This window comes from Agromyces arachidis, assembly GCF_052805135.1.
On the sequence record NZ_JBRBDK010000014.1, the window covers coordinates 1 to 17,420 of the forward strand.

Annotated in this window: 14 protein-coding genes and 2 tRNA genes; 3 read left to right on the forward strand and 13 right to left on the reverse strand. The window is 73.3% G+C overall.

Annotation, left to right across the window (positions count from 1 at the left end; all coding sequences use genetic code 11):
* Positions 1 to 19: 19 nt before the first annotated feature.
* The 7 genes from ACUY4T_RS13940 to serS form a co-directional block, all read right to left on the reverse strand.
* Positions 20 to 460 carry a hypothetical protein gene (locus ACUY4T_RS13940; protein WP_446019569.1) on the reverse strand — a complete coding sequence of 147 codons (441 nt, stop codon included), beginning with the start codon at positions 458 to 460 and terminating at the stop codon, positions 20 to 22.
* A 156-nt stretch (positions 461 to 616) separates the two neighbouring features.
* Positions 617 to 705, reverse strand: a tRNA-Ser gene (locus ACUY4T_RS13945).
* Between the two features lie 90 nt (positions 706 to 795).
* Complete coding sequence (locus ACUY4T_RS13950) at positions 796 to 2,088, reverse strand: LCP family protein (protein ID WP_446019570.1); 1,293 nt, start codon at positions 2,086 to 2,088, stop codon at positions 796 to 798.
* A 53-nt stretch (positions 2,089 to 2,141) separates the two neighbouring features.
* Positions 2,142 to 2,226 (reverse strand) — tRNA-Ser (locus ACUY4T_RS13955).
* Positions 2,227 to 2,365: 139 nt separating this feature from the next.
* Entirely contained in the window at positions 2,366 to 3,898 is a 1,533-nt protein-coding gene (locus ACUY4T_RS13960; RefSeq protein WP_446019571.1) for an LCP family protein, read from the reverse strand.
* Positions 3,899 to 3,949: 51 nt separating this feature from the next.
* On the reverse strand, positions 3,950 to 4,780 hold the full coding sequence (locus ACUY4T_RS13965; protein ID WP_446019572.1) for an HAD family hydrolase: 831 nt from the start codon (positions 4,778 to 4,780) through the stop codon (positions 3,950 to 3,952).
* Between the two features lie 8 nt (positions 4,781 to 4,788).
* Positions 4,789 to 6,057, reverse strand: a complete 1,269-nt coding sequence (gene serS / locus ACUY4T_RS13970; protein WP_446019573.1) for a serine--tRNA ligase — start codon at positions 6,055 to 6,057, stop codon at positions 4,789 to 4,791.
* Positions 6,058 to 6,155: 98 nt separating this feature from the next.
* On the opposite strand from serS, the gene ACUY4T_RS13975 reads away from it, so the two are divergent.
* The gene (locus tag ACUY4T_RS13975; protein ID WP_446019574.1) at positions 6,156 to 7,376 is read left to right on the forward strand and encodes a diacylglycerol/lipid kinase family protein; all 1,221 of its coding nucleotides are present in this window, start codon (positions 6,156 to 6,158) and stop codon (positions 7,374 to 7,376) included.
* 4 nt (positions 7,377 to 7,380) lie between these two features.
* Here the strand turns inward: ACUY4T_RS13975 and pheA are convergent, their stop codons facing one another.
* Positions 7,381 to 8,340 (reverse strand): prephenate dehydratase, encoded by a 960-nt coding sequence (gene pheA / locus ACUY4T_RS13980; RefSeq protein ID WP_446019575.1) that lies wholly within the window; start codon positions 8,338 to 8,340, stop codon positions 7,381 to 7,383.
* A gap of 126 nt (positions 8,341 to 8,466) precedes the next feature.
* Between pheA and ACUY4T_RS13985 the strand changes: the two genes are divergently transcribed.
* The gene (locus ACUY4T_RS13985; protein ID WP_446019576.1) at positions 8,467 to 9,756 is read left to right on the forward strand and encodes a DUF445 domain-containing protein; all 1,290 of its coding nucleotides are present in this window, start codon (positions 8,467 to 8,469) and stop codon (positions 9,754 to 9,756) included.
* A gap of 104 nt (positions 9,757 to 9,860) precedes the next feature.
* Complete coding sequence (gene pgm, locus ACUY4T_RS13990) at positions 9,861 to 11,495, forward strand: phosphoglucomutase (alpha-D-glucose-1,6-bisphosphate-dependent) (RefSeq protein WP_446019577.1); 1,635 nt, start codon at positions 9,861 to 9,863, stop codon at positions 11,493 to 11,495.
* Between the two features lie 18 nt (positions 11,496 to 11,513).
* Here pgm and ACUY4T_RS13995 read toward each other — a convergent pair whose 3' ends face one another.
* The 5 genes from ACUY4T_RS13995 to ACUY4T_RS14015 all read right to left on the reverse strand — a co-directional run bounded on the left by ACUY4T_RS13995 (position 11,514) and on the right by ACUY4T_RS14015 (position 17,173).
* Complete coding sequence (locus ACUY4T_RS13995) at positions 11,514 to 12,827, reverse strand: nucleotide disphospho-sugar-binding domain-containing protein (protein WP_446019578.1); 1,314 nt, start codon at positions 12,825 to 12,827, stop codon at positions 11,514 to 11,516.
* Positions 12,824 to 14,989: a glycosyltransferase gene (locus ACUY4T_RS14000; RefSeq protein ID WP_446019579.1), complete on the reverse strand. Its 2,166-nt coding sequence runs from the start codon at positions 14,987 to 14,989 to the stop codon at positions 12,824 to 12,826. Before ACUY4T_RS14000 ends, ACUY4T_RS13995 begins: the two co-directional genes overlap by 4 nt.
* A gap of 177 nt (positions 14,990 to 15,166) precedes the next feature.
* Positions 15,167 to 15,613, reverse strand: a complete 447-nt coding sequence (locus tag ACUY4T_RS14005) for a hypothetical protein (protein ID WP_446019580.1) — start codon at positions 15,611 to 15,613, stop codon at positions 15,167 to 15,169.
* Positions 15,614 to 15,686: 73 nt separating this feature from the next.
* Positions 15,687 to 16,511, reverse strand: coding sequence for a D-alanyl-D-alanine carboxypeptidase family protein (locus tag ACUY4T_RS14010; RefSeq protein WP_446019581.1), 825 nt, complete (start codon positions 16,509 to 16,511; stop codon positions 15,687 to 15,689).
* Positions 16,511 to 17,173: an amidase domain-containing protein gene (locus ACUY4T_RS14015; protein ID WP_446019582.1), complete on the reverse strand. Its 663-nt coding sequence runs from the start codon at positions 17,171 to 17,173 to the stop codon at positions 16,511 to 16,513. The genes ACUY4T_RS14010 and ACUY4T_RS14015 overlap by 1 nt, the downstream gene beginning before the upstream one ends.
* Positions 17,174 to 17,420: the final 247 nt, after the last annotated feature.

The window sequence follows — 17,420 nt, forward strand, 5'->3', positions numbered from 1 at the left end:
CGCGCGGGTAGGATGCCGGCTACTCCTCGTCGGGCGAGCAGGCCTCGCGGACGTCGGCCGCGGCCTCCTGGAGGGCGGTCTGCCGCTCGGCGAGCGCCTCGGCGTCCTGCTCCTCGGCGTCGTCCTCCGGCAGGTCGCCCACGTACTCGGCCGACGCCTCGACCTCGGCGGCGAACTCCTCGACCGCCGCGGCGAACTCGGAGTCCTCGATCTCGGCGGCGAACGCGTCGACGCGGTCGGCGGCGTCGGAGAGGTAGCCCTCGACGTCGTCGCGGGTCTCGGCCGAGGCCGACGCCAGGTTGTTCTGGATGCCGTTCGAGATGTCGCGGATCCCGGTCGCGACCGTCTGGCAGGCCGATCCGGCGGCCGCGCCCGCGTTCTCGCCGTCCTGTGCGGTGCAGCCCGTGAGCGCCAGCGCGCCGGCGATGACCAGCGCAGCGGGCATGGTGAAACGTCGCATGTGTGCAACTCCCCTTGTCTTGTGGAACAGAGGGATCCTACGCGACCGAACCGATGGGGAACCGCCGATGAGCGGGCGGATCCTGCCATTCCGACGTCGCACGCGAACGTCGCCGGGAACGACGATGGCCGCCCTGCGGGGCGGCCTCTCATCGAGCGGAGACGGCGGGATTTGAACCCGCGGTCCCCTTACGGGGACTCCACCTTAGCAGGGTGGTGCACTCGACCGGACTATGCGACGTCTCCTCGCGGACACCCGAAGGCGAACGCGACTGCCATCATAACCGCCATCCGTTCGAAAGACGATTCGGGCGAGCGGATGCCGCGCGACGGGCGCTACTGGTCCGCGAGCGTGCGCCCGGCCGAGCATCGGGTGTCGGCCGCGGTCTGGCCCTTCACGTCGGTCGGGAGGGGCTCCGCGGTCGGGGCGGGGGTCGCACCCGCGTCGGCTGCCTCGCCCTCGGCCGGCTCGCTCTCCGCGGCGGGCGCGGGCGCCGTCTCCGGCGCGGGCGTCGTGGTGCTCGCCGACGCGTACGACGTGTCGTCGAGGGCGGTCGGATCGAGCACGATCGGCACGTCCTGCTGGAGCGCGTCGTTCACGAGCAGCGCCGAGTCGGTCGGGATCAGGTCGTCGCCGGCGTATCCGGTCGGGTAGGCGACGAAGTTGATCTTCGCCAGGTCGATGTCCTTCGCAGCCTTGGCGATCGACACCATCTTGGTCGGGTCGGCCAGCGAGTTCGACAGCTGCATGTTGTCGAGCGCGGCCTTCGCGATCGAGTACATCTTGCCCGGGTCGGTGAGCGTGCCGTTCGACTGCAGCTCTCGTGCCAGAGCCGACATGAACACCTGCTGGTTCGAGATGCGGCCGAGGTCGGAGCCGTCGCCCACGCCGTAGCGGGTGCGGAGGAACTGGAGGGCCCGCAGGCCTGAGAGCTCGTGCGTGCCGGCCTCGAGGTAGAGGTCGGTGTGCTCGTCCTCGATGGGATCCGCCACGCACACCTCGACCCCGCCGACGGCCTCCGAGATCGCGGCCGCGCCCATGAACTGCACGATGCCCGCGAACGGGATGGTGGTGCCGGTGAGGCTCTCCACGGTCTTCACCACGCAGGGCATGCCGCCGTAGTCGAGGACCGAGTTGATCTTCACCCCGTACTGCTCCCAGAGCTCCTCGCCGGTGTCGGGGTCGGTGCAGCCGGCGGGGATGTCGACCAGCATGTCGCGCGGGAAGCTCACGACCGACGCGTGCGTGTGGTCCTGCGAGATGTGCAGGAGCAGGTTCACGTCGTTGAGCACGCTGGTCTCGAGGTCGGGGTCGCCGAACCCGTCGCCCTGGCCCTCGCGGCTGTCGCTGCCGATGAGGAGCAGGTTGACGCCGCCCTCGATCGCACCCACGTCCGGGATGCCGGCGAGCGCGGCCTCGTTGCCGAGCTCGATGCTCGGCTTGGCCGTGGCCGCGAGGTCGAACGCCGCGTAGGCGGCGACGGCCGTTCCCGAGGCGAGGACCACGGCCAGCACCGACGCGGTGGCCTTCGCGACGGTCGACCAGACGCCGTGGCGGCGGAGACGGCCGTGGCGGGCGATCGCGGGGGGTGCGTCGGCGCCGCGCGCTGCGGGGTTCTGGCGGCTCACTCCGGAGGTCTCCTCTCGGCTCGTCGGCATGGGTCGGGTCGGGGGCTGCGGTGCGGAGGGCGTGGGATTCGAACCCACGAGGCATTGCTGCCCACCGGTTTTCAAGACCGGCTCCATCGGCCGCTCGGACAGCCCTCCTCGTCACGCCGCGGCGACCGCTGGGCGGCACCGGGTGGCGGACAGGCCCCGATTCTAGCCGACACGCACTCCGGAAAGCCTGCCACCCCGCGCCTGTGGGAGCGCTGGGACGGATGCCTCGCAGCCGCTCCAGGCCTGATCAGCCCGGGTTCGCCGTGGTGCAGCGCTCCTCGTCGGCGGTGAGTCCCGTCACGTCCTGCGGCAGCTGCTCCGCGGGCGCCGTGGTGGCCGGGGCGGTGGCGCCGGGAGTGGCCGCGGGGTCGGATGCGGGCGGCATCGTCGCGGCATCCGTCGTCGTCGGATCGGCGGCGACCGTGCCGTACGACGCGTCGCTCGTCGCGTTCGGGTCGAACACGACCGGCTCGTCGGCCTGCAGCGCCCGGTTGACGATCTCGGCCGACGCGGTCGGCTCGACCGCCGAGGAGTCCCACGTGTAGGCGGTCGGGTACTGGATGAACGCGATCTTCTCGAGGTCGACGTCCTGCAGGGTGCGCGCGATCGTGACCAGCCGCACCGGGTCCTGGAGGGACGTCGACAGGGTCATGTTCTGCAGCACGACCTGGGCGATGCCGTAGAGCTTCACCGGATCGCCCAGGGTGCCGCTCGACTGCAGGGTGCGCGCGAGCGAGGCGAGGAAGGTCTGCTGCGACGAGATGCGGCCGAGGTCGCTGCCGTCGCCGACCGCGTGCCGCGTCCGGAGGAACGCGAGGGCGGTGTACCCGGAGATGGTGTGCCGGCCGGCCTCGAGCTGCAGGCCGGAGCGGGCGTCGTCGATGGGGTCGACCAGGCACACCTCGACCCCGCCGACCGCCTCCGAGAGCGCGGCGACGCCCTTGAACTGCACGATGCCGCCGACCGGGATCGATACGCCCGTGAGCTCCTCGATCGTTCGGCCGACGCACGACAGGCCGCCCCACGAGAGCACCTGGTTGAGCTTGACGCCGTATCCGGCGGAGAGCGTGTTCGCGGGGTCCTCGGGGTCGGCGCACTCCGGCACGTCGACCAGCATGTCGCGGGGGAAGCTCACGACCTCGACGTGGGAGTGGTCCTGGGAGATGTGCAGGAGCATCGTGACGTCGTTGAGCTCGGCCGAGTCGAGTTCCGGATCGCCGAAGGAACCGTCCGCGGGGCGCTTGTCGCTGCCCACCAGGAGGAAGTTGAGGCCGCCCTCCATCGCGCCGATGTCGGGCACGTCGGCGAGGATCTCCTCGCTCTCGAAGACCACGCCCGGCTGCACCTCGCGCACGAGGTTGCCGACGGCGTACGCGCCGACCGCGGTCGCGCTGATCGCCGCGATCGCGACGGCCGCTCCCAGGCCCTTCGCGACGGCCTTCGCGGCCGAGCGCCTGGTCAGGCGGCCGTGACGCGCCGGCGGAACGCGCGCGTCGCCGAGCACGGGCGCGGCCATGCCGCCCTCGGCCGGGGGCGGCGGCAGCCCGACGTCGGACGACGCGTCCGCGGTCGCCTCCGGCGCGGGTTCGTCGGCCGCAGGCTCGTCCGGCGCGGACTCGTCCGGCACGGGTTCGTCCGCGGCGGGCTCGTCCGGGAGTGGATCGTCGGGCGCGGGCTCGCCGCGGTCGGCGCGCTCGTCCGACGCCGCGCCGCCGGTCGTCTCCGCCGTCGCGTCCTCGTGCTCCGCCTCGTCGTGCGGGCCCGGTTCCCGATCGCCCATCCGCGTGCTCCCCCGCGGCCGATCCTACCCGCGCAGGCGCGCGTCAGGGCGTCAGGGCAGCGTGTCGAGCACGGCGGCCAGGCCGGCCTCCTCGATGCTGCCGGTCGCCTCGCCTGCGGCCCGGATCACCTCGGACGGCGCCTGGCCCATCGCGACGGCGCGACCGGCCGCCTTCGCCCAGTGGAACATCTCGATGTCGTTGCGCCCGTCGCCGACCGCGATGACCCGGCGCAGCGGCACGCCCATCCAGCCGCGGACGCGCTCGAGCGCGGTCGCCTTGTTGACCCCGTCGGGGGCGATGTCGAGCCAGGCCGTCCAGCCGATCGCGTAGCTCACGTGGTTCAGGCCCATCTCGTCGACGATCCCGAAGAACTCGTCGAGCTCGTGGTCGACCGACGTGGCGACGACGCGGATCGCGCGCTGCCCGAGCATCTCCTCGAACTCGACCTGGCGCGCGCGCTCGAGGTTCCAGTCCGTCATCCCCTCGGTGAACAGCCGGTAGCCGTCGGCGAGCTCGACGAGGAACCGGCCGCTCGGCAGCGCCTCGCGGATCTTGCGCAGCACCGGCGTGGCGTCGAACGTCTCGACGTGCGCCTGCACCCATCCCTCCGGCGCTGACGGGTCGCGGCGCATCGTCATGGCGCCGTTCGCGCACACGACGAACTCGGGGTCGAGTTCCAGGTGCTCGAGCACGGGCTTCGTCGTGGACCACGAGCGACCGGTGGCGAGGGTCACGCGGTGCCCGCGGGCGACGGCGGATGCGACTGCGTCGGCCACGCGCGGGTCGATGGTCTCGTCCTCGTGCATCACGGTGCCGTCGACGTCGAGCGCGACGAACCAGCGGTCCGGCTCCGTCTCGGCCGCCGGGCCCGCCTGCGGCATCCGCTCGCTCATCGCTCGACGGGGCGGAGCACCTCGAGGCCGCCGAGGTAACCGCGCAGGCCCTCGGGCACGACGACCGAGCCGTCCTCCTGCTGGTGCGTCTCGAGGATCGCCACGATCCAGCGCGTGGTCGCGAGCGTGCCGTTCAGCGTCGCCACGGGCGACGTCCTCCCGCTCTCGGTGCGGTGGCGGATGTCGAGGCGGCGCGCCTGGTAGGTCGTGCAGTTCGAGGTCGACGTGAGCTCGCGGTAGGCCTGCTGCGTGGGCACCCACGCCTCGACGTCGTACTTCCGGGCCGCGCTCGATCCGAGGTCGCCCGCGGCGACGTCGATCACGCGGTAGGCGAGCCCGAGCGCCTGCAGCATCTCCTCCTGCCAGGCGAGGAGCCGCTCGTGCTCGACCTCGGCGTCGGCCGGGTCGCAGTACGAGAACATCTCGAGCTTGTCGAACTGGTGGACGCGGATGATGCCGCGCGTGTCCTTGCCGTGGCTGCCGGCCTCGCGGCGGTAGCAGGTCGACCAGCCCGCGTAGCGGATCGGGCCGGCGGAGAGGTCGAGGATCTCGTCGGCGTGGTACCCGGCGAGCGCGACCTCGCTCGTGCCCGTCAGGTAGAGGTCGTCGGCCGGCAGGTGGTAGACCTCCTCGGCGTGCGCGCCGAGGAACCCGGTGCCCTGCATGACCTCGGGGCGCACCAGCGTGGGCGTGATGAGCGGCGTGAAGCCGTTGCCGATCGCCTTGTCGAGGCCCATGTTCATGAGCCCCAGCTGCAGGCGGGCGCCGACGCCCTTGAGGAAGTGGAAGCGCGCACCGGACACCTTCGCCCCGCGCGGCATGTCGATCGCGTCGAGCAGCTCGCCGATCTCGAGGTGGTCGCGCGGCTCGAAGGCGAAGGCGGGGATCTCACCGACCTCGCGGAGGATCTCGAAGTCCTCCTCGCCGCCCGCGGGCACCCCCTCGACGACCACGTTGCCGATCCGCCGCACGGCGTCGGCGAAGGCCTCCTCGGCGGCGCTCGCGTCGGCGTTCGCCTGCTTCACCCGTGCGGCGAGCTCCTGGGCCTGCGCGACCAGCGCGGCCTTCTCCTCCTTGGGAGCCCTGGCGACCTGCTTGCCGAACGCGTTCTGCTCCGCGCGGAGCGTCTCGAAGGAGGAGATCGCGGAGCGGCGCGCGGCATCCGCGGCCACGGCCTCGTCGACGAGCGCGACGGATTCGCCGCGCGCCTCCTGCGAGCGCTTGACCAGGTCCGGGTTCTCGCGGAGCAGCACGGGGTCGATCACCCGTGCAAGTGTAGTCGCGGCATCCGTCGCCGCCGGTCCGGCCGTCCAGCCCCCGCGCTCACGGCCCCCGCGGAGCCCGGATGCCCTAGATTCAACGCATGAGCGCAGGCGACGAGCACGTGACGGATGCCGGAGGCGGCCCCAAGCGCGCCGCGGTGATCTTCAACCCGGTCAAGGAGGGCGTCGAGGAGCTGCGAACGGTCATGACCGATCTCGAGCAGTCCCACGGCTTCGGCCCGACGGACTGGATCGAGACCAGCGAGGAGGACCCCGGCACCGGCCAGGCGCGCGAGGCGATCGGGAAGGGCGTCGACCTCGTCATCGCCGCGGGCGGCGACGGCACCGTGCGCGCCGTCGCCGAGGGCCTCGAGGGCGACCGGACCCCGGTCGGCCTCATCCCGCTCGGCACGGGCAACCTGTTCGCGCGCAACCTCGGCATCCCCGTCAACGACATCCCCGCCGCCGCGGCCCTCGCCTTCGAGGGCGTCGACCGGGCGGTCGACGTGCTCCGCGCCCGGGTCCGCCGTGCCGACGACTCCGTCGAGACCGAGGTCTCGCTCGTGATGAGCGGCATCGGCTTCGACGCCGCGATGATCGCCGCGACCGACCCCGACCTCAAGAAGCGCGTCGGATGGCTCGCCTACGTCGACGCGGGCATCCGCGCCATCCCGAACTCGGCGCCGTTCCGCATCTCGCACCGGATCGACGACGGACGGGCGCACCGGTCGCGCGTGTCGAGCATGCTCATCGCGAACCTCGGGTACCTGCCCGGCAACCTCGAGCTGATCCCCGAGGCGGCGATCGACGACGGCCGCCTCGACGTGGTGCGCCTCCAGCCGCGCAACTTCTGGGGCTGGCTCGTGGTGTGGCGGAAGGTCGCCTGGGAGAACCGGGTGCTGCGCAAGAGCGCGCTCGGCCGTCAGCTCATCGACCTCACGGGCGGCAACAAGCGCCGCGAGATCGTCTACGCCAGCGGCAGGACCGTCGACATCGTGATCGACGGCGAGCCCCAGGAGTTCGAGATCGACGGCGAGGAGCGCGGCGAGATCACCGCCGCGCGGTTCTCCATCGACCCCGAGGCGCTCGTGGTCCGCGTCGACCCGAACGCGATCGGCGCCGCCTCGGAGGAGACGGTCGCCGCTGCGGCCACCTCGGACCCGCCCGAGCGTGCCTCCGAGCAGGCCGACGACGCGCAGCCGTCCGAGACGGCGGCGCTCGAGCTCGACGAGATGACGGCGCAGCTCGAGGATCCCGGCCAGGAGGCCGCCGAGGAGTCGTCCGGCGAATCGGGCGGCTCGGCCGGGTCGTCCGAGCGGTAGCGGCTCAGTCCTCCTCGGGCTCGCCGCTCAGGATGCCGCGCAGCCAGTCGCGCGCCTCGATGAAGATCTCGTCCTCGTACTTGGAGTGGTACTGCGCCTCGCGCCGGTCGGCGCGCGCGTACGAGCCGAGGAAGATCACCTTGGGGCTGAACCGGCGGAGGCCGAGCAGGGCGTCGGCGACGCGCTCGTCCTCGACGTGCCCCTCGAGGTCGACGACGAACCGGTAGCGGCCCATCTCGTCGCCGATCGGGCGCGACTGCAGCAGCGACAGGTTCACGCCCCGGGTCGAGAACTGCTCGAGCATGGCCAGCAGCGAGCCGGGCTCGTCATCGGGGAGCTCGACGATGAGGCTCGTCTTGTCGGCGCCCGTGGGCGGCGCGATCCGCCGCGAGCGGCTGACCAGCACGAACCTGGTCATCGCGTTCGGGTTGTCGCCGATCGACTCGGCGAGCACGTCGACGTCGAGGTGGTCGACGATGCCGGGCGGTGCGACTGCGGCATCCGCGAGGCCGTTCTCGAAGAGGCTGGCCGCCGCCTGGACGTTGCTCGTCGCCGGCATGTGGGCGTGGTCGGGCAGGGTCCGCTCGAGCCAGCCCCGCGACTGCGCGTACGCGACGGGGTGGGCGTTGACCACGCGCACCTCGTCGAGGCGGGTGCCGGGTCGGGCGACGAGCACGAAGTTGACGGGCACGAGGTACTCGCCCACGATCCGCAGGCCGGGCACGGTGGCGAGCGCGTCCTGCGTGGCGGTCACGCCGCCGTCGACCGAGTTCTCGATCGCGATCATCGCCGCCGTCGAGCGGCCGTCGACCACGTCGGCGAGCGCCTCGCCGACGTTGTTGACGCTGCGCCAGTGCTTGCCCGCCGCCTCGGGCACCTGCTTCAGGGCGGCCTCGGTGAACGTGCCGGCCGGCCCGAGGTACGAGTAGGTCTCGTCGGGTCGTGGCGCCGCGGCATCCGTCATGCCCCAAGCCTAGAGCGGGGACTTTTCTCAGGAGTTATTCGGCGGGTCGCGGGATGGTGCGGCGTGGCGTCCTGAGAAACACGGCGTCTGCGGCGAACACTCCTGAGAAAGGGACGGTGGCGAGCGATGAGTGCGATGACGGATGCCGCGGCCCGGCGCCGCGCGGTGCCGACCGACGCCGAGCGCCTCGCCGCGCTCGTGCGCATGAAGCGACTCGCGACCTCGCTGCTGCTCGTCGCCGCGGTGGTCTTCGCGGTCGCGTTCGCGCTGCAGGAGGCCGTGCCGTGGCTCGGCTTCGTGCGCGCAGCCGCCGAGGGCGCGATGGTCGGCGCCCTCGCCGACTGGTTCGCGGTCACCGCGATCTTCCGGCGGCCGATGGGACTGCCGATCCCCCACACCGCGATCATCCCGAACCGCAAGGACGAGATCGGCGCGGCCCTGGGCGCGTTCGTGCAGGACGAGTTCCTCCGCGACGACGTCGTGCGCGGCAAGCTCGAGCGGATGGCGCTCGCGCGCCGGGCCGGCGAGTGGCTGCGCGAGCCCGCCAACGCCGAGCGGGTCGTCGCCGAGGCCTCCGTCGCCGGCCGCGGCGTGATCACCCTGCTCGAGGACGACGACGTGGCCGACGTCATCGAGCGCCTGGCCCGCCGCCACCTGCTCGAACCGGAGTGGGGCCCGGCGATCGGCCGGGTCGGCGCCCGGCTCGTGGCCGCCGACCAGCAGCGGGCCGCCGTCGACGCGGTGTTCGAGCGCGCGCAGACGTGGCTCGCCGAGCACCCCGAGGCGTTCGGGAGCATGGTGTCCGAGCGGCTGCCCGGGTGGGTGCCCGGGTTCGTCGGCCGCGTCGTCGACGACCGGGCGCACCGCGAGGTGGTGGCCTTCGTGGCTGCGGTGCGGGAGGACCCGCGCCATCCGCTGCGGCAGGCCATCGACCGCTGGCTGGCCGAACTGGCCGAGGACCTGCAGCACGACCCGGCGATCATCGCGCGCGTCGAACGCCTGAAGCACGACCTGGCCGACAGCCCGCGACTGCGCGAGTTCGCCGGGGAGGCCTGGGCGTCGATCAAGGAGACGCTGACGGCTGCGCTCGACGACCCCGAGAGCGACCTCCGGTTGCGCGCGCGGAAGGCGGTGGTCTACCTCGGCGCACGGCTCGCCACCGACCCGCAGCTCGCGGCCAAGGTCGACGCCTGGGTGACGGATGCCGCGACCTACGTCGTCGGCCGTAGCCGCCACGAGATCGCGGCGCTCATCACCGAGACCGTCGAGCGGTGGGACCCGACCGAGACCACCGAGAAGCTCGAACTCCAGGTGGGCCGCGACCTGCAGGTCATCCGGATCAACGGCACGGTCGTGGGCGCGCTCGCGGGCCTGGCCATCCACGCGATCGCGACCACCCTCCAGTCCCTCGCCTGAGCCGACACCCTCCCCAGGAGTCATCCTTCCGGCGCCCGCCCCGGAGAGACGTGCGCGGCGCGCAAGGGGTGTCGCGAGCGGCACGGGCGCGGCAGGATGGGGGCATGCACGAGCGCGCAGGAACCCCGGCGACCGAATCCGACCTGATCGACGTGGAGGCCCTGCAGCGGGCGTACTGGGACCTGCATCCCGACGTGTCGATCCCCGAGCAGCGCGTCGTGTTCGGGACGTCCGGTCACCGCGGCTCCAGCTTCACCACCGCGTTCAACGAGGACCACATCCTCGCCATCACGCAGGCGATCGTCGACTACCGCACGAGCCAGGGCATCACGGGCCCGCTGTTCATCGGCGCCGACACGCACGGCCTGAGCGGCCCGGCCCAGACGACCGCGCTCGACGTGCTCGTGGCGAACGGCGTGCGGGTGCTCGCCGACGAGTACGACGACTACGTGCCGACCCCGGCGCTCAGCCACGCCATCCTGAAATGGAACAACGACCCCGCCAAGCGCGCCGAGGGCGAGGCCGACGGCATCGTGATCACCCCGAGCCACAACCCGCCGCAGGACGGCGGCATCAAGTACAACCCGCCGCACGGCGGCCCGGCCGACTCGGATGCCACGAAGTGGATCGCCGACCGGGCGAACGAGCTCATCGCCGGCGGCCTCCACGACGTGAACCAGGCCGAGCCGAGCGCGGTGGAGACCTACGACTTCCGCGGGAACTACGTCGAGGACCTGCAGCACATCATCGACTTCGACGCGATCCGCGACAGCGGCATCCGCATCGGCGCCGACCCCCTCGGCGGCGCGTCGGTCGGCTACTGGGGCGCCATCCGCGACCGCTACGGCATCGACCTCACCGTGGTGAACGAGAAGGTCGACACCCGCTGGTCGTTCATGACGCTCGACTGGGACGGCAAGATCCGGATGGACCCGTCGAGCGCGAACGCGATGGCCTCGGTGCTGGCCAACCGCGAGGGGTTCGACATCCTCACCGGCAACGACGCCGACGCCGACCGGCACGGCATCGTCACGCCCGATGCCGGGCTGATGAACCCGAACCACTACCTCGCCGTCGCGATCGAGTACCTCTACACCCACCGTCCCGACTGGCCGGCGGATGCCGCGATCGGCAAGACGCTCGTTTCGAGCTCGATGATCGACCGGGTCGCCGAGGCGCTCGGCCGCACGCTCGTCGAGGTGCCGGTCGGGTTCAAGTGGTTCGTGCCCGGCCTCATCGACGGCTCGGTCGCCTTCGGCGGCGAGGAGAGCGCCGGGGCGTCGTTCCTCCGCAAGGACGGCACGGTGTGGACCACCGACAAGGACGGCATCCTGCTGTGCCTGCTCGCCTCGGAGATCCGCGCGGTGACGGGCAAGTCGCCGAGCCGGCTGTACGCCGAGCTCGTCGAGCGCTTCGGCGACCCGGCGTACGAGCGGACGGACGCCGCGGCCTCCGCCGCCCAGAAGGCCGCACTCGGCAAGCTCGACGGCGACGCCATCACCGCGACCGAGCTCGCAGGCGAGCCCATCGTCGCCAAGCTCTCGAACGCGCCCGGCAACGGCGCCGCGGTCGGCGGCGTGAAGGTCGCGACCGAGCACGCCTGGTTCGCGGCGCGGCCGAGCGGCACCGAGGACGTCTACAAGATCTACGCCGAGTCGTTCAAGGGCCCGCAGCACCTCGCGGAGGTGCAGGCCGAGGCGAAGCGGATCGTCGACCAGGCGCTCCAGGCCGCGGGCTGACGGAGCCGGCCCCGCCGGTCAGGCGGCCGACTCGGCGCGTTCGGCGAGGGCCTCGTACGCCAGCTCCGGACCGGGGCGGTCGGCCTGCCGCGCGGCGGCCGCGTCGAGGCGCGCCCGCGCCCTCGGCTCGAGCTCCAGCACCCGGTCGAGCGCGGCCGCGAGGTCGTCGACGGATGCCGCGTTGGGATCCAGCGCCACGCCGAACCCGGCGCGCTCGATCGACGCGGCGCCGGCGAACTGGTCGGTCGAGAACGGCAGCACGACGAGGGGCACGCCCGCGCCGATCGCCTCGGTCACCGAGTTGTTCCCGCCGTGCGTGACGGCCGCCGCGGCCGCCTCGAGCAGGCGCACCTGCGGCAGGTACGGCCGCACCAGCCAGTCGGCGGGCAGCGGGGCGAGCTCCGCGGCATCCGTCGACCCGGTCGCGACCGCGGCGCGCAGGCCGCGGGACCGGAGCGCGTCGACCACGCGGCGCAGCACGTCGCCCCTTACCGAGAGGAAGCTGCCGAAGCTGAGGTACACGAACGGACCCGCCTCGGCCGTCCACCGCTCGAGGTCGGCGTCGACGCGCTCCACGCGACGCGCCGACCCCAGGAACCTGTGGGGCGGCAGCACGGGCCGACGCTCGTCGTCGGCGAGCTCGGCCGGGAAGTTGTAGAGCACGAGCGGTCCGTGCTCGGCGAACGCGTCGTCGGTGGGCGGATGCGACGGCGCGAGCTCGCGCGCGGCGCGGTTCCACTCGTCGGTGAAGCCCGCCGCGACGCGCTCGCAGAGCGCGCGCAGTTCGGCGAGCTCCGCCGGGTCGGGCCGGAACGCCGACGGCCACGCCGGCGGGAACCCGTAGACCTCGTCGCCGACCGGAAGCGCCGTCGGGTGCCCGAGGACCACGTCGCCGTGGGGCACACCCGCCGTCTGCAGGCCGAGCCGGGCGCTGAAGGCGAGGTGGTCGACGATGACCTGGTCGGGCGCGACCTCCTCGACGATGCGCTGCGTCGCCCGGGCCGCCTCGACCGGCTGCCACATCAGGTCGGTGAGCCGTTCGGCCGCCTGGTAGGCGAGGGTGGGCACGGCGCCCTCCCTGGTGGCGGCGAAGAATCCCCGGAGCGACGCCCCCTCGTCGACCGGCTGCTGGTCGGCGGCGATCACGCCGGGGTTGCTGCCGCGACCGAGGCGCAGGTCGACGCGTTCGAAGCCGAACTCCTCGACGATGCCCGCCGTGGCCGGCCCGGTCGCGACCACGACCCGTTCGCCGCGGTCGCGCCAGGCCGTCGCGAGGGTGGCGAGCGGGAGCAGGTGGGACGCGTAGTCGGGGCTGATCACGAGGAGGGTCATGCGAGCGCCTCCGCGCGCTCGAGCAGCTCGGCCTCGGCGCGCGCGACGCCGTCGTACACGTCGGAGAGGGCTCGCGACATCCGCTCGATCGTGTAGTGCTCGCGCACCATCGCCCGGGAACGCGCGGCGCGGGCGACGTCGCCCGATGCCGCCTCGGCGGCGGTGAGGTCGAGCGCCCGCCCGAGGTCGGACCGCAGCCGCGCCGGGTCCCACGTCGCGGTGAGGATCCCGGTGACGCCGTCCTCGAGGTACGTCGCGGGGCCGCCGCCGTCGGGGGCGACGACCAGGAGCCCGGACGCCATGGCCTCGAGGATCGCCAGGCCGAACTCCTCCTTGAGGCTCGCGCACGCGTACACGCCCCCCGGCGCCACCAGCCCGGGGATGCCGAGCCGCGCGGCGGCCATCCAGCGGGCCGTGACGCCGTTCGGCCGGTGGCCCGCCAGGAGCAGGCCGGCGTTCGCACGGTCGCCTGCGGGGACGGTCCGCTCGATGCGGTCGAGCTGCTCGCGCTCGTCGGCCGACGGATGGCGCAGGTCGCCGCCGATGACCAGCAGGTTGGCCCGCTCGGCGAGCCCGCTGCCCGCCCACGCCTCGACCAGGGCGGCCATGCCCTTGACCCGGTGCAGTCGGCCGGCGGAGACGATGAGCGGGAGCCCGCGTCGTTCGGCCGGCAGCGCACCGACCAGCTCGCTCAGCGCGGCGATCTCGGCACTCGGCTCGGAGCCCCGCGCGTGGGCGGCCGCCTCGTCGACGGCCGCGTCGATCGTGGCGAGGTCGACGCCCTCGGGCACGATCGTGTGCCGCTCGGCGTGCGTCGAGAGGTCGACGCCGACGAGGCGGCGCAGGTCCTCCTCGAGGCGCGGACGCGGGAAGACCACGGTGTGGGCCGCGTTCGCCGCGAGACGCTGCACGAGGCGGGCGCGGAACCAGAAGTGCTCGGCGAGGTCGGCGCGGCCGAACTCGGCGCGGGTGAGCCGGCCCGAGCGATCGAGCGACTCGATGACGGCGTGCGGGTCGGGCGCGAGGGAGAAGACGACGGGGATGCCGAGCTCGCGGGCGACCTCCGACGCGGCGAGGCTCCCGACGTCGGCCATGCGGAGGTGCATCACGTCGACGCCGCCGGCCGCTCGCAGGACGCGACGGATGGCGCGGCGCGCGACGACGCGCAGCGGCCAGGCCTCGGCCGACGGCATGGGGTCGCGCAGCAGCGGGATCCGGCCGTACACGTGGCCGGCCCGCGAGGAGCGGATGGTCGCGAGGTCGGCGATCGCCTGCGACACCGACCCGCGGGAGAGCGTGAGCACGCGCCGCACCCCGGACCCGCCGTCTGCGGCGAGCGCGTCGCCGAGCCGCACGAGCAGCGTCGCGATGCCGCCGTTGTCGCCCGAGCCGGCGGCTTCGAGCCCGGGGTCGATGTCGGCGTGCAGGAACAGCTGCGCCACGGTGAGGCCGTCGTCGGAGGCACGCGCGGGCATGCCGGCGGCGTCGAGGTCGACGAGCGCGAGGCGCGCCACGTCGGCGAGGAGCCCGCCCTCGGCGGCGAGGCGTTCGAGCACGCCGGGGAGGTCGGCGTCGGAGGAGCGATCGCCGAGCGCCGAGACGGCGGCGATGCGCACCGGCTCGGGCTCGGATGCGTCGGTGGCCGCCCGGACCAGGCCCGACGTCGCGATGGGATCGCGCACCAGCCCGAGGGTCTCCACGAGCCGCGCCCGCGCCTCGGGCTCGCGGACGCCGAGCAGCGCGCCCTCGACGCCGACGGTGAGCGCGTCGGAGCCGGCGTCGGCCCACTGCTCCAGCGTGCGCTGCGCGAGCATGCCCGTGAAGCCCCCCTCGGCGACGAGGCGGAGCAGCGCGCCCATGGCATCCGGGCGCGGCAGGCCGGAGGCGAGCGCCCAGGCCGCGTGCTCGCGGAGGTACGCGCGCTCGTCCGACAGGAGCCTCACGAGCAGTCGCGCGGCCTCGGCATCGAACACGCCGGCGAGCGCATGCGTCGCCGCGATCGCGGTCAGCTCGTCGTCGCCCTGGTAGGCCTGCGCGAGCACGCGGACGGTGCGCAGCCCGGGGTCGCGACCGGCCTCGAAGGCGAGGTCGTCGGCCAGGCGCATCGCGTCGACGAGCGTCGGCGCTCCCGTCACGGCGTCGAGCGCGGTCTGTACCCCCACGGTGCTCCCCTCGTTCGGCACGGATGGCGCGCGCGCCGGCCGTGTCGTCCGTCCTGGGCGCCAGTGTCGCCCTGCGCGGATCATATTGTCGAGAGGTTGACGTTCACCCCGACTTGCTGTGAGAGCGGTGAGGGCGGCGGTGTCGGGCAGCGCGGATGGCCGCTGGCGTGCGAGGGCTCAGCCGACGAGGAGCGGACGGCGCGATCCGCTCGTCGGGCGCCGGTTGCCGATGCGGTCGGCACGGTGACGCGGGTGGCGCGGGCGGTGCGCGTCGTCGTCGACGGGGCGGGTCAGGAACGACGACCGCGCGACGGCCGGTCCCGTGGGGGCATCGTGCGCGATCCGGGCCGCCGCCGCCTCGCGGTCGGCCGCGGCCTCGGCCAGGAGCCGTTCCGCGACGAGTCGCTGCTGCTCCGCGAGGGCGGTCTCGATCGACTCGGTGCGCAGGTCGGCCATCGCGTCGCGCTCGTCGGACGGCTGGCGCTCGTCGTCGGCGGTCGCGCCGGGGAGCGCAGGGTCGAACCGCGCGGCGGCCTCGGGGTCGGGGGCGCGGAAGGTGGAGCGGCGGAACGCGGGGAGGAGGGTCTTGCGGGGCACGATGGTGGGGGGTTTCCGTGTCGTCATTAAGGGGGACACGATCATCACATCATGCGGCGGTGTGAGGATGCCTCGGGGGCGCTGGGAACTCGATGAGCGCTCAGGGGTACACGGGCGCAGGCGGGAGCCCGAAGAACTCCTCGAGCGTCGTGATGCCCTGGCTGCGCATCTCGGTCGCGAGGTCGACGCCCACGTACCGGAAGTGCCACGGCTCGAACTGGTAGCCCGTCACCGGCTGCTTGTCCGCGGGGTAGCGCAGGACGAACCCGAACCGGTGCGCGTTGTCGCGCAGCCACTGGCCCTCCGGCGTGTCGGCGAAGCACACGTCGAGCGAGCAGGCGCCCGATTCGGCGCCGATGTCGATCGCGAGCCCCGTCTGGTGCTCGCTGTGACCGGGCCGAGCGGTCAGGTCGTCGTCGCCCGAGTAGATCTCCTGCTGCGTCGAGTACGACCGGTAGGCGCTGTTGGAGGCGAGTGCCAGGCCGGCCTCCTGGGACGCCGCCTCGAACATGGCGACGACGGCGTCGGACGCCTCGGCCCGCAGCAGCGGCTCCCAGGTGTGCGCCACCGGGACGGACACGAGGTCGGCGGGCTCGTAGTCTGCGGGCTGCAGCGGTCGCAGCTTGTCGACGACGACCCAGATGCTGGCCGGGTCGTCGATCGACCGGGCTCCCTTGTCGAACGCGGGGACGACGGGCTCGGGCGCCGGCGTCTCGGCCGGCGACGGGCGGGCCGTGCCGGGTTGGGCGGTGGCCTCGGCGGATGGCGCGGGCGTCGTCTCCGCGTTCGCGTCGGGACCGCCGGAGCCGGCCCCCGTCGCGAACAGCACGACGAAGGACCCGACGATCAGCACGATGCTCAGCACCGAGGCCACGAGGAGCCGGCGGCGCTGGACCTCGGGGCTCGGCTGGGTTCCCTCGACCATCAGCCGGCCAGGCGCCAGTAGAGGACCGTGGCGCCGGGGTGCTCCTCGGTGATCGCGACGTCCACGTCGCGGAAGTCGCTGTCGGCGGTGTGGCCGGCGAACGCGATCCGGACGTCGTCGCCGTTGCGCTCGATGCGCGTCACGACGCCGGTGTGGTCGCGGTCGCCGGAGCCGTCCCAGTCGAACTGGACGAGGTCGCCGAGCTGGACCTCATCGCGCCGGTCGTCCCCGAGCGGCGTCGCCAGGTCGGGGCGGCTCATCAGCCAGTCGTGCATCGCGGTGGAGCTCCGCCAGGCGGGGCTCGAGGTCGTGGCGGCACCGCCGTGGTGCCAGTCGGCGTCCTGCTCCCAGCCCCGGGCCACGAGCGACTGGCTGGCGAAGTTCACGCAGTCGGTCCCCTCGATCACGCCCCACTCCTCGTCGTTGTAGTCCGACCAGTATGCGAGCACGTAGTCGAGTTGCGCCAACACGGCCGGGTCCGCCGGCTCGTCGGCGACGTAGCCCGATGCCGAGCCCGCCTGCGCCGTCTCTGCCGCGCGCGGGACCGAGGCCGCGGCATCCGGCGAGGTGGCCTGCGGCGGCAGCGGCGGGATGCCGGTGCAGCCGGTCGCGCACAGCGCGAGCGCGGCCGCGAGCGCGGCAGTGAGGAGGGATCGGGTCACCCGGTCACGCTAACCACGCCGGCTCCGAGGATGCCGGGAGGGGCATCCGCTGCACCTGTGCGACCGGTGGGCCCTCGCCGTGAGTCGCACGCCCGCGCACGCACCGCCGACGCAGATCACGATCCGATTACGACACCCCGACCGTGAGAGCGCTCTCTTGACATTGCATCGAGAAGCTCCCTAACATCGGGAACCGCATCGTGAGAGCGCTCTCACCATCAGGTGGAGCGAGTTCACGAGCGCCCCC